Origin of the sequence: Thalassobaculum sp. OXR-137, assembly GCF_034377285.1 — a bacterium.
GTDB lineage: Bacteria > Pseudomonadota > Alphaproteobacteria > Thalassobaculales > Thalassobaculaceae > Thalassobaculum.
The window spans coordinates 33,143-45,567 of record NZ_CP139716.1; the positions used below are offsets into that span (position 1 = coordinate 33,143).

The 12,425-nt window shown below is 66.6% G+C and carries 11 protein-coding genes; 4 read left to right on the forward strand and 7 right to left on the reverse strand.

Annotation, left to right across the window (positions count from 1 at the left end):
• Positions 1 to 7 precede the first annotated feature (7 nt).
• Entirely contained in the window at positions 8 to 1,225 is a 1,218-nt protein-coding gene (locus T8K17_RS25470) for a glycosyltransferase family 4 protein (protein WP_322335104.1), read from the forward strand.
• Positions 1,226 to 1,230: 5 nt separating this feature from the next.
• Here T8K17_RS25470 and T8K17_RS25475 read toward each other — a convergent pair whose 3' ends face one another.
• Together T8K17_RS25475 and T8K17_RS25480 are read right to left on the reverse strand one after the other, a co-directional pair.
• Positions 1,231 to 2,541 (reverse strand): outer membrane beta-barrel protein, encoded by a 1,311-nt coding sequence (locus tag T8K17_RS25475; RefSeq protein WP_322335105.1) that lies wholly within the window; start codon positions 2,539 to 2,541, stop codon positions 1,231 to 1,233.
• A gap of 265 nt (positions 2,542 to 2,806) precedes the next feature.
• Positions 2,807 to 3,505, reverse strand: a complete 699-nt coding sequence (locus T8K17_RS25480; protein ID WP_322335106.1) for a metallophosphoesterase — start codon at positions 3,503 to 3,505, stop codon at positions 2,807 to 2,809.
• Positions 3,506 to 3,822: 317 nt separating this feature from the next.
• Between T8K17_RS25480 and T8K17_RS25485 the strand changes: the two genes are divergently transcribed.
• The gene (locus T8K17_RS25485) at positions 3,823 to 4,305 is read left to right on the forward strand and encodes a polysaccharide biosynthesis/export family protein (RefSeq protein ID WP_322335107.1); all 483 of its coding nucleotides are present in this window, start codon (positions 3,823 to 3,825) and stop codon (positions 4,303 to 4,305) included.
• A gap of 21 nt (positions 4,306 to 4,326) precedes the next feature.
• On the opposite strand, the gene T8K17_RS25490 is transcribed toward T8K17_RS25485, so the two are convergent.
• Entirely contained in the window at positions 4,327 to 5,406 is a 1,080-nt protein-coding gene (locus tag T8K17_RS25490) for a hypothetical protein (protein WP_322335108.1), read from the reverse strand.
• A 185-nt stretch (positions 5,407 to 5,591) separates the two neighbouring features.
• On the opposite strand from T8K17_RS25490, the gene T8K17_RS25495 reads away from it, so the two are divergent.
• On the forward strand, positions 5,592 to 6,794 hold the full coding sequence (locus T8K17_RS25495) for a glycosyltransferase family 4 protein (RefSeq protein ID WP_322335109.1): 1,203 nt from the start codon (positions 5,592 to 5,594) through the stop codon (positions 6,792 to 6,794).
• Here the strand turns inward: T8K17_RS25495 and T8K17_RS25500 are convergent.
• From T8K17_RS25500 to T8K17_RS25510, 3 genes are read right to left on the reverse strand one after another with little or no spacing between them, the layout of a single operon-like run.
• On the reverse strand, positions 6,719 to 7,489 hold the full coding sequence (locus T8K17_RS25500) for an FkbM family methyltransferase (RefSeq protein ID WP_322335110.1): 771 nt from the start codon (positions 7,487 to 7,489) through the stop codon (positions 6,719 to 6,721). The two genes, T8K17_RS25495 and T8K17_RS25500, sit on opposite strands and share 76 nt — an antisense overlap.
• A complete protein-coding gene (locus tag T8K17_RS25505) occupies positions 7,486 to 8,604 on the reverse strand; it encodes a CgeB family protein (protein WP_322335111.1) in 1,119 nt (372 codons plus the stop codon). The genes T8K17_RS25500 and T8K17_RS25505 overlap by 4 nt, the downstream gene beginning before the upstream one ends.
• A complete protein-coding gene (locus tag T8K17_RS25510; protein ID WP_322335112.1) occupies positions 8,601 to 9,782 on the reverse strand; it encodes a glycosyltransferase in 1,182 nt (393 codons plus the stop codon). The genes T8K17_RS25505 and T8K17_RS25510 overlap by 4 nt, the downstream gene beginning before the upstream one ends.
• 285 nt (positions 9,783 to 10,067) lie before the next feature.
• Here T8K17_RS25510 and T8K17_RS25515 point away from each other — a divergent pair, with 285 nt between their 5' ends.
• Positions 10,068 to 11,180, forward strand: a complete 1,113-nt coding sequence (locus tag T8K17_RS25515) for a glycosyltransferase family 4 protein (RefSeq protein ID WP_322335113.1) — start codon at positions 10,068 to 10,070, stop codon at positions 11,178 to 11,180.
• Between the two features lie 6 nt (positions 11,181 to 11,186).
• On the opposite strand, the gene T8K17_RS25520 is transcribed toward T8K17_RS25515, so the two are convergent.
• Entirely contained in the window at positions 11,187 to 12,368 is a 1,182-nt protein-coding gene (locus T8K17_RS25520; protein WP_322335114.1) for a glycosyltransferase family 4 protein, read from the reverse strand.
• Positions 12,369 to 12,425: the final 57 nt, after the last annotated feature.

Genomic DNA, 12,425 nt, shown 5'->3' on the forward strand with positions numbered 1-12,425 from the left:
ACGAACGATGCGAATTCTCGTTCACGACTACGCTGGCCATCCCTTCCAGGCAGAACTCAGCCGTTGGCTGGCCCGCCATGGCGGGCATTCGGTTCTTCACCTGTATTCCCGCGACATCGAGACGCCCCGGGGCCAGGTAACCCGGCAGGCGGAGGCGCCGGACGACTTCGAGATCGAGGGCCTGAGCGTCGGGCGTCCGCTAGACAAGTATGGGCTGCTGCGTCGGTTCCTGCAGGAGGAGGCCTACGCCAAGCTGTTGGGCGAACGGTTGAAAGCCTTTGCACCGGACGTCGTCCTGGCTGCCAACACTCCGCCCTTCGTCCTGCGCCGGATCCTCAAGGCAACGCGCAAGACGGGCGGCGCCTTCGTATCCTGGGTGCAGGACATCCACTCGATCGCCGCCGCCCGCGTCCTTGCCAACCGAAATCCCCTTCTGAGCCAGCCTGCGCTCTGGCTGCTGCGTCATGTCGAGTACGGCACGCTTCGACGGTCGGACGGCTTGGTGGTGATCTCGCCCGACTTCGTGCGCGAGCTTGAACGCGGCATCGTCGAACATCCCAATCTCGCGGTCATCGAGAACTGGGCATCCGCCACCGAGCTGGCCGCCGGGCGTAAGCCCAATCCGTGGTCGGACGCGGCCGGACTGTCCGGGAAGTTCGTCTTTCTGTACGCGGGGACACTCGGCCTGAAGCACAACCCGAGCCTGCTGGTCGACCTTGCCGCGGCCTTCGCAGACGACCCCTCGGTCGTGATCGCGGTGGTCAGCCAAGGCCCCGGACGGGTCTACCTTGAGGAGCGCAAGCGCGAGCGTCAGTTGCCCAACCTCGTGCTCTTCGACTTCCAGCCCTACGAGTGCTTCTCAGACGTGATGGCCAGCGCCGATGTCTCGATCGTGCTGCTCGAGCCGTTCGCCGGCACCATGTCGGTGCCGTCCAAGGTATACAGCTACGTTCTCGCGGAGCGCCCGATTCTCGGCGCGATCCCCCCCGAGAATCTCGCCCACCGGCTGGTCGAACAGGAGGGCCTCGGCGTCTGCGTCGACGCGACGGACGCCGAGGCGTTCGCAACGGCTGCCGTCAGCCTGCGCCATGATCCGGAACGTCGGGAGCGGTACGCCGACTGCCAGCGACGCTACGCCGAGAAGGCGTTTGCGATCGACCGGATCGGCCGACGCTTCTCGGAAGTCCTGGACGCCGCCGTCCGGCGCGCGCAAGCCCGCCGATAGCGTTTCTACATCCGGAAGCCGAGACGCACCGTGGCCACGGTCTGGTCATAGCTGGAACGGTCGTTCGACGAATCGCGCAACCGGTAACCGATCTCCCCACCGACATAGTATTCGGGAGCGAGCGCCCACAGGAACCGGGCACGCGCCTCATAGGTGGTGTCTTCACGGTCGACCCCCTCGAACTCCTCGTAGGTCGCGGCCGCATACCCCGTCAGGACGATGTTCCGCTGAAGCTCGTGCCGCACCAGCAAGCTGCCGCGGTTGGAGATGATCGACGAAGCATTGGTGGTCGTCGTTTCCTGAACCGTCCGCTCAATAGACGGAACCACCAGCGTTATCCGGCTCGGCGTCCAGTTGAAGCTCGCCTTGATCGCGGGTCCACTGGGGTCCGACAGGCGCTCGTCGTCGTAGTTCTGCTGAAGATAGCCGACCAGGAAGTCTCCTCGGATGACCTGGGTGATGTCGACGCCGATACCGGTGTAGGCTCGGAAGCCATAGCTGGAACGATCGACGCCATCGTCATCGAACTCGTCGTCGTACTGCCGGGTATTGGCGGACACCTGAGCGATCGCAGCGTACCCAGGGAACATCTCATACTCTGTGCGTCCGGTGACCTGGTACTCCCAGCGGTCGCGATCGCTGTTGTTGATTTCCGTTCCGTTAGACGTATCGACGTCCCCGAAGATCCGGCGATCGCCCTGCCCCGTCACACCGTAGGTGAAACCGCCGTCGGCCCAGCGTGTCCCCAATCGCGTCGTCAAGCCGTAGATCGGCGTTGGTTCGTTCCCGCCCGCGTCATCGGGACTGCCGCGGTCCTCGGTGCGCTTGAAGGCCTGCAGGAAGGCGTTTGCTTCCCAATCTTTGGAGAAGTCGTAGCGGCCGTCCAGGAACGACTCTGCCCGCAGATGGCTGTCGTCGGTGTACTTCCAGTACGAATACTGCTCGACCTCCGCCCCGGCACTGAGCGCATGCTCCCGGAAACGCGAGCGCAGCCGTGCCTTCCCGATGACACGAGTAGCGAAATCGCCCCGGACGTCCTCCTTCGTGGCGAAGACGTTCGAATTGTATTCCTGACCAACCTCGATGCTCGGAAACAGCAGGAACTGGCCGAGTTCGACCCCCTTCGGCTGGAAGGACTCTTCTACCCGCCTCTCGTCGTTCTTTCCGGCGAGGTCGTCGCCCGGATTCAGCTCGGTGGTGATGTTCGCAGCGTTGGCGCGATTTTCAGCGACCGACCGGGTCTGTGCCATGGTCGTGGTTGTCAGGCTCGTGGACAGAGCCGTCGCTGCCAGCAGGCAGATTACGTGCAATCTCATGGAGTCTCCACCCCTCCGTCCAGCGGCCGATGAACAGTCGGAATACTGGAAACACCATTGAATCAGGGAATTAGGCATCAAGTTCTACGTTCGCAGAAAACGATACAAGATAACCGTCGTCAAGGGACAAAAAATGCCCGTCGTCCTCGCCGTATCGCACAATCCTACCCTGAAGGCTCGCCCCACAACACCGCCCACCTCTGCGACAACACGCAGCCTAGCCCTCTGGCCGGCCCATAGAACAAGCCGGCCCCCATGCCTCCGACTAGCTGACCGATAGAACACGGCCCTCCCTGCCCGACAGCGCGACTGCTGAAAGGACGCCGGTCGCATACGCCCCGGTATCGACGGCGATTCGGTTCCGGTGCAGTTCGACATCCGGGACGATCGTGTGTCCGTGAACGATTACCTTGTCGAACGGAGCCCGGTGCCGAAGGAAGGGTTCCCGGATCCAGAGCAGGTCTTCCAGCGCCTGATCCTCGAGGCGGCGGCCGGCCCGCACGCCGGCGTGCACGAAGCCGTAGTCGCCGTAGCTGACCATCGGCTCCAACCGCTCCAGGAACGACCGATGCTCGCCGGGCAGCGCTCGGACGAAGCGATCGCGCAGGTCGCGGCATCGATCGGCATCGACGACACCGATCGACGCGCGAACCCCATAGCTCTGCAGCGTCTGGACGCCGCCGAAAGACAGCCATTCCGGCCGATCCTCCGGGGACTCCAGGAAGTCGAGCATCGCCTGCTCGTGATTGCCCATCAGCAGATGGATGGTGAAGCCGGGTAGCGGGTCGCCGTTCAGAATATCGATGACCCCGCGGCTGTCGGCACCCCGGTCTACGTAGTCGCCGAGGAACACGGCAATGCATTCCCGACCCACACCATGCTCGGCCGCATCCCGACGGATCTCCTCCAGCATGTGTTCAAGCAGGGCACTCTCGCCGTGGATGTCGCCGACTGCGTATATCAATGCTCCCTCCGGCGCCGCGGGCGGCAGAGCGGCCGGATACGCCCCCCATTCAGCGGCCGGACCCGACATCGCGCGTTGGCCGAAGAGTGAGCGGAACAGGTCTCGCAGGCGGTTCATGAGCGCGGGAAGATCATGGGAACGGGTCGACTCGTGCCGGCATTCGCATATAGGAATAAGGGACTGTGTCCGTCAAACTTCCAGGGGTTAACCCGCTTATGCCACGAAAGCTGACTGTCGGTCTCTGCCTTGCAACAAGCCTCTGCCTCGGCCTTGCCGGTTGTGTGACGCGTGGGTCGTTTCCGGACCAAGAAGCTCCGATGACGGCCGGCATCTCGGTGGAAGGCTATCGGCTTGAACCTGGCAACCGGGTGCGGATCGTAGTCTTCAACGAACCAAACCTCTCCGGCGACTTCACGCTGGACTCCATCGGCAACATCACCCTCCCGCTCATTGGCAATGTCCCGGGTAGCGGGGTTACCGCACGGGAACTGGCCGACCGGATCGCCGATCAGCTTAAGCGCCAGCACATTTTACAGGACCCGAACGTGTCGGTGGAGGTTCAAACCTTCCGTCCGTTCTATGTTCTCGGCGAGGTGCGGGAACCCGGTGAGTTCCCCTATACCTCCGGCATGACCGTGCTGAGTGCGATCGCCCGGGCCGGCGGCTACGACTATCGGGCCCGTGAGGGAGAAGTCGTCCTGGTGCGCGTTGTCGGACAGGAGCAGACCGAGTACCGGGCGTCGGAACTCACGCCGATCCTGCCGGGCGACATCGTCAAGGTACTCGAGCGGCGCTTCTAACCTCGGACACCCGCGGAGGCCTCAGCTCGGGCTCGCTGTGAAGATGTTGGTGTCGGGCTCCGCGACCGGCGTCAAGGTCGTATTGTCATTCGTCGTGGTAGCCGGATTGTTCGTCGCCCCGGGATTATTCGTGGTCACTTCGGTGGTTGGGCTCTGCCCGCCAAGAATCGCATTGGTCTGGGAGGCGTTTCCTGGGTTGATCGAGTTCAAGGCCGTCGAACTGCTGGCCCGGTTGATCGTCTGGGTCACCTGCTGACCCGCACCGGGTGCAGACGCGGCCACCGTCTGGCTGGTCACAGCCGAATAACTGTTGGCGAGAACCTGGATCGCCTGAGCGGGGGAGGCCTGATAGACGGCCGGCTGCGTCACGACGTTGGAAACGGTGACCGCCATCTGGGCCGTGGCTGCTGGTGCGACCTGTTGGGCCTCAGGCCGGACCAAGATCCGTCCCGCCGTCGTCACCACCGCTAAGGTCTGCCCCGGGGCGGACGATCCGATCTGCTGGGGGGCCACCGCCTGAACCGAGGCTCCGGCGAGCTGAACAGCGGCTGATGGCGATACGGCCAGAATGTTCTCGGCCGTGGTAACCGCCTGCGACGCGACACTGGCGATGAGACCGGCATTGTTGGTCGTGACCGCGGCCGCGACGGCGGCGTTGGCGAGCTGGGCCACCGCTTCCGGAGCGACTCGCTGGGTCGCCGGCGACACGAATATGCGGGCCGCGGTGGTCAGCACGCTCTCGGTCTGCTGCGGAGCCGACGTCTGCACCGGTTGATTGGCGACCGACTGCACCGCTGCTCCAGCCGCCTGAATGGCCGCCTGCGGATTGGAGGCCACCAGGCTCTCCGCCGCCGCCACGACCTGACTGGCGAGAGTCGCCTGGGTCGCCGGGTTCCCGCCGCTGAGCACGGAGATTGCCTGCAATACCGCCTGGCCGTTTCCGCTGAGTACGGCTGCGCGCAATGCCGGCGGAAGGGTGTTGATCCCTTGTGCACCGGAGCCGGAAACCTGGGCCAGGACCGGCGTCGTCGTCGCGATCAGTGGCGCGACAAGGCAAACGGCGGACACGAGACCGATCAGCAATGGTCTGCTCGAACGCATGGGAAACCTTCCGGTAGGGCGATTGCGGTCGGCAACAATACCTTACCAATCCGCGACGATCCACACATGCCGAGCGGCATATAAGGGTCCGTGCCGGTCAATACTCGCCTCGCTGCGAGACGTCGCGCTTGCCTGGCAGCCCCGATGGTGCAAGGTGGGGCATTGCTCCATCGTCAGGCAAACCAGTGCGCATCGCCGTCTCGACCATCGGTCGGTTCCACAGTTTCGATCTCGCCTGCCAACTCGCGGCGCGCAACATGCTTGCTGTCGTCTACACCGGCTATCCGCGCTTCAAGCTGGCCAATACGGGCGTCGCTGCCGAAGCGGTCAGGACGTTCCCCTGGGTCCAGACGCCCTACATGGCGCTCATGCGCTACGGCTGGTTCCAGCGCTGGCTGGACGTTCCCTGGGCCCGGGTCGCGCGCCGGACATTCGATGCCCATGTGGCACGCAGCCTGGTGGACTGCGACCTCGTCAGCATCCTGTCCGGCTTCGGGATGAGGACGGGCGAAGCCGCTCGGCAACGCGGTATCAGGGTCGTCTGCGACCGGGGCTCAAGCCATATCCTCACCCAGGACGCCCTCCTGCGGGAGGAGTACGACCGGGTCGGCCTGAGATGGCGGGGGATCGACCCGGACGTGATCGACCGGGAACTTGCGGAGTACGAGACCGCCGACGCCATTAGCGTGCCCTCGACCTTCGTGCGCGACAGCTTTCTGCGGCATGGCGTGGCGCCCGACAAGATGCTGTTCGCGCCGTATGGCGTGGACCTGCGCGGCTACCAACGAGCCTGCCCTCGTGACCGAGAGTTCAGGGTGTTGTTCGTGGGCGGCCTCTCGGTTCGCAAAGGCCTGCACGATCTCCTGGCGGCGTTCCGCCTAGCCGACCTGAAGGACGCGCGTCTCGTGCTGGTCGGCAGTGCAACGCCCGAGACGACAACCTTGCTCGGCGGCAGCGTTCCGGAAGACGTCGAGTTGACCGGGCACCTCTCCCGCGACGGCGTGATCCGGGAGATGTCACGCGCGAGCGTGATGGTCCTGCCGTCCGTCGAAGAGGGACTCGCCCTGGTGATGGCCCAAGCCCTCTCATGCGGCTGCCCGGTGATCGCGTCGACCCACACAGGAGCCGAAGACCTGTTCTGCGACGATCGCGAAGGCTTCGTCGTGCCGATCAGGGACCCGGACGCCATCGCCGACCGGCTGACCCGGCTGCACGAAGACCGGGACCTCCTCGCCCGAATGTCGGATGCGGCCGCGGCGCGCGTCGGAGCGATCGGCGGCTGGCAGGACTACGGCGACCGGATCGAGCGCGGCTACCGCGCGATTGTCGACGGCGGCTCGCCAGCCGTGCCGGTACGGTCCTCGGCACAGAACAGCAGGTCGATCTGAACGCATCGACCGTCGCCGTCCGTCCACGGACTGCACGCGGCAACCGGCTCGAAGCCAGCGTCGTGCAGCCAGCGCACAAGGTCCCCGATCAGGGGCTGGCCATCGTAGAACGCCACGAAGGATGCCTCGACGAGGACGTAACTGACGGTGTCGAGCAAGCTCCGTCCGCCGCGCAGAGCCGCCAGTTCTCCACCCTGGATGTCGAGCTTCAGCAAGATCGGCCTCGGCAGGTCCCGAAGCTCGGCCAGCCCGTCCAGGCATAGGGCGGTCACCGCTGCCGTTCCCACGCTCCCACTTCCCGGAACAGCAGCGGTCATGCGGTCACCGATCGGCAGCAGCGACGAGCAGTCCGCCCGGCCGGAGAGCTGAAGCTCGGCGCGGCCCTCCCGATCGGATACCGCGGCCTCATGAAGGACGACCTGCCGTTGCGAGGCGAACAGCCGGCGAAAGACAGCCGCCGCTTCCGAGTGCGGCTCGAAGGCGACCACGGGCGCCTCCGGGAACCGCGCGGTCGCCAGCAGCGCGAACTGCCCCTTGTTGGCGCCGACATCGACGATCGACGCCACCTGAATCCCGTCGAGCAGCGGCGCCAGCTCGATGGCCGCCCCCACCCCGTACCTCAGTCCTCGTCTCAGCGCCGGATCGCCGAGCAGTCGGCACAGCTTCCGTGCTTTCCGGAGCGGCTCCCGGATCATGACAGCCCGACCTGCGTCCGACGCGACGCGACAATGACACGCGCCCGATCCACCAGTCCGGCGCCCAGGCGTCCGTCGATCTCTGCGAGGGCCGCCGCCTGCCGCTCGTCGTTCGAATAGCCCGACGTCCAGGCCCGCACAGCACCGGCGCGCGCAATCGCGTGGCGGGCCCTCTCGTGTCGCAGATAGTACGCCGCTTTCTCCGCCGCCTCGTCGACGTCGCCGAAAAAGCACGCCTCGAGATCCTCGGCGAATGTCGCGGTCTGACCCTCGGTGCGTTCGCCCAGGAGGAAACCGCCGCTCGCGGCGATCTCGAAGCTTCGATGGGCGACCGGGTCACGATGGGCATGGGTGATCAGGCCCAGGCAGATGTCGGCATTCCAGATCGCGCGGCGATACTCGTCCCCCACGGCCTCGGGCATGAAGCGTACATTCTCGCCGGACGTCGCAATGTGCGGCGCCCATCGGTTGCCCCGCACCGTGACCGGCAAGCCTCTCCGGCCGAGTTCCCCGATCAGGCCGGGCCGGTCGCCATAGGGCGAGCCAATGAAGCACACCCGATGTTCGGCCGCCGGTGACTCCCCGATGGCCTGCGGGTCCACGTTGGCCTGCGGGTAATGGACCATCGGATCGAAGGCGAGCGGCATCAGCACGACGTGCGATGCCCCCGCCGCCCGGTAGTCGTCGACGCTCGACGGTCTCGGGACGACGTTCACGTCGTAGTGCGGGATGCACTTGCGGATGAGCCGCCAGCCCGGTTCTCCCGGCAGCGTACTGTACGGATTGTCGATCACGTAGTTCACGAGGAGGATGCCAAGCCGCCGCAGCCGGTCGAGGGTCGAGCGCCACACGAAGGTCGGCTTGTCGAACCAGACCAGATCGGGGCGGACGTCGCGGCAGAACGCGACGAGATCGGCGTTGAGGCGCCGCACGACCAGATCCGCGAGCAACCGTATCCGCAGAGCCGAGGCGAGCCGGCCGCCGGCCGCGGCATAGGGCGCCGTGTCGAACTCAAGGACCTCGATCCCCAGTCGACGGAACGCATCGGAGCGGTGCCGGCTGGTGGTGCCCCGGCTCAGGTCGCCGACGCTGGCCATGCGCAGAGTGACGGTCATCGACCCGCCATGACGGCAACCGCCTGTCTCCAGATGAGATCGCTGGTCACCCGGACATCCAAGTATCGCTCAACGTAGCGGCGTCCGGCCTTGCCCATCTCCGACAGGGCTTGCGGCGACATCGCCTGCAACCGCCCGATGCCCTCCGCGATCGCATTGTCCATCTCGTGCCCGAAAACCACGCCAAACCCCTCGGCCTCGGCATGATCCCAGGCCAGGCCAGCGGCTACCAGCACCGGCCGGTCGCTCGCAAGCGCCTCGGCGACGACGTTGCCGAAGTTTTCCCGCAGGTCGTCATCCTCGATCCCCGACGGCAGGACCAGGGCGTCGGACTCCTGCAGCACCGCGCGCATCCCTGCGCGATCCTGCCAACCCAGCAGGCTGACGCCGTGCGTCGCGGCCGCCTCGGCCTCGACCTGCCGGCCATAGTCCCCCTCGCCTACTCCGACGATGCTGAGCCGGTCGCCCGGACGGCGTTGCGCGGACCAGACCCGCAGAAACCGGCGGATGCCCTTTTCCGGCGAGAACCGCCCGAAGTAGCATAGCGCCATCCCGCCATCGGCAGCCCGGGGCGGCAGCGGCTGCCAACGCGTCAGATCGACTCCATTCGGAACCACGGTCACCGGCACACCCGGCAGCAGCTCGTCGAGACCCTTCTCTTCCAAATGGCTCGTTAGGCACAGTCCGCGGGCCCGACGCAGCATCGGAAGTACAAGCCACCGGTACAGATGGCGCTTCAGGGGCTTTCGCGCCTCGATCACCGCCAGATGCGTGGCCATAAGGCCGGCGTGCGGCATGACCAGCATCGGCCGGCCGAAGGTGACGCAGACGAGCTTGGCTATCAGGGTCGGCCAGGTTCCGAGCCCACTGACCACCACCAAACGGGCCCCGTGGCACGCCCGGAACACGGCCGGCAGTGCGCCAAGCCCGAATCCCCATTTACGCCCGAAACGAGATCGGTAGAGCTCGACCGGCACCGTCTCCGGAAGTCCGAGATCCGCAGCCCTTATCGGAGCCCCATGTGAAGCGTCGGAAGCGCAAACACGAAAAGAGCGGCCATTCTCCGCCAGGGCATTTACCAGGGCGCCGGTCGCCTCGGCGATCCCGCCAAATCCTTTCGACGGCGCGATATGCGTGGTGATGACCGCAAGATCGATCCCCCCGCCCGTCCTGCTCATTCCGTGCCCGCCCTTGTCCGGAGTCTCGTACGAACGATTGACCGTCGCCCGTTGACCTAGTAGCGAAAATATCCTGCAGACGTAACGGGATTCTCAAGTGCACCAACCGCCGCCGAGACGGTCACCGCAGCGAGGTTCGGGCAATGCCCCCGCTCGGCGCCAACCAAAGCCGCCCGCTGTCGGCGCGTGTGGGGAAGTCGCCGCATATGGCTGCGGACGACAGGGTCCGCTGGCCGACCTCCGGACGCCGGCGGCGTTTCAAGATGGCATGGCACCGCTGACACCATGACCCACTCCCTGCGTGTCCTGCTTCTGGTCAGCGACGCCTTCGGCGGGCATGGAGGGATCGCACGGTTCAACCGCGATCTGACGGAAGCCTTGTCCGCGTCCGGAGCGGTCCGCGAAGTCGTCGTCCTGCCGCGCCGTGTCCCCGAGGCGCCCAAACTGCCATCCGAGGCGATCGTGCAACTCCCGGCGCCGCAGAACAAGGCGAGCTACTCGCTGCGCGCGCTGCGCACCGCCGCGGACGGGTTCGACGTCGTTGTTTGCGGTCATGTCAATCTGCTGCCGGTCGCCGCAGCCGCGCGTCTGCTCGCCAGCCGGCCCGGGCGGGCGGCGCGTCTGGCCCTGATCCTCCACGGGGTCGATGCCTGGCAGCCGGTAGCGGTCCCCGGTCTGTCCGGCGTCGACCTGGTCGTATCGGTCAGCGAGTTCACCATGGAGCGTTTCCTCGACTGGTCCCGTTTCCCACGCGAGCGGTCAGTCGTGCTGCCGAACACCTACGACGAGACGCTGCGCCCCGGCCCGAAACCGGCCGACCTCGTCCGCCGCTACCGGCTGGACGGCCGCGACGTCGTGATGATTCTCGCCAGGCTCGACACCACCGACCGCGGCAAGGGCGTCGCCGAAATGCTGGCCGTCCTGCCGGCACTGGCCCGGGCGCGGCCGACCGTCTCCTACCTGGTCTGCGGAAACGGCGACGACCGTGCCTGGCTCGCCGACGAAGCCCGGCGCCATGGCGTCCACGACCGGGTCGTCTTTGCCGGTTTCGTCAGCGAGGAGGAGAAGGCCGCTCACTACCGGCTCGCCGACGCCTTCGTGCTGTGCGGGCACCAGGAGGGCTTCGGGATCGTCCTCCTGGAGGCCATCGCCTGCGGGATTCCCGTTGTCGCCTCCGTTGCGGACGGGTCGCGCGAAGCGGTGCTGGGCGGCGAACTCGGCGAACTCGCCGATCCGGCCGACCCCGAGAGCCTGCGCGACGCGGTGCTTCGCGCGCTGGGCCGACCGACAGAGGACCACAGGGCCCGGCTCGCCGCGGCATTCGGGCGAGACGTCTTCACTGAACGTGTCACAGGGATCGTGGAACGGCTCCGCGCGCCCGATGCGACCGCGGACTGAGCGGCCTCACTCCCGAGCCGGCAGGCCGACGGCACGCACCAGCCCCCGGACGTCCGCATCGATGTCCCATTGCGCAACGATCTCCCGGCTCCGCTCGCCCATCGCGCCGGCGAGGCCCGGCGTGAAACAGACCTTCGCAAGCGCCCGGGTGAGTGCCGGCACGTCGTCGACCGGGTAGACGAAGCCGTTCTCGCCCTGCCGTACGAGATCCGGAGCGGAACCGACCCGATCGCTGACGACGACGGCCCGGCCGGCGCTCATCGCCTCGTTCACCACCAGCCCCCAGGGCTCGTACTGCGATGGGAGCACGAAGACGTCGCAGGCCGCATAGAGGCGCACCAGATCCTGCTGCCCCTGGAACCCCAGGAAATGGATGTTGGCGTCGCCCGCCGCCTGCCTCACGAGCGCATCGCGCATTTCTCCGTCGCCGGCCAGGAGCAGTTGCGGCGCCGGACTACCCGCCGGCGTCTCCAACCGCCGAAACGCGGCAATCAGCCGGTCCGGGTTCTTCCGGGGCTGAAGCTTCGCGGCGCAGAGCACCACCGGCGTGCCCGGGGCCAGCCCCAACTGCGAACGCGTCTGCTCGCGGGTTTCGGCGGCGGCCCGGAAATAGCCGTTGTCGACCGCGTAGGGCATCAGGAACAGCTTCGCGTAGGGAATGCCCATGGCGCGATAGTACGCGGCATTCAGGGTGCCGATCGCGAGGTAACCGTCGACCAAACGGTCGAGGGCCGCGAAGAAGGCCCGCTTGAACACCCGTTTCGCCGGCCCCCGGTCCCGGCTAATCGCAGTCGCCTCGTCGCGGATGAGCACACGGACGCCGGCCCGCCGCGCCGCCAGCACCGCCAGCAGATGCGACGGCCGGCTGTATCCGTGGATCACGAGCCAGTCGCTCCGCGCTTCTTTCAGCGCTGCCCCCACGCCGCGGACGAAAGGCCGCCACAGGTCGACCACGTCGGTCCGCCCCACCGTCGGCAAGAACACGCTGCGATAGCCATCCAGCAGGTCGACATCCCAGGCCACCTCGCGGCCGAATCCGGGGTCGTAGTACCCGCGGCTCGACAGGTCCGAGCCGTAAAGCACGGTCAGGTCGAGGCCCGGAGTCCCGGCGATCCGTCGGAACAGCGGCGCCGCATACTGGATAGGATGGGTGATCAGGAAGGCGACGCGGGTCGGGGCACCCGTCATTGATCGCCTCGCCTCCAAGCCGCCGGGCCGTCGCCTTGCGACGGGTCCGCGTGGACA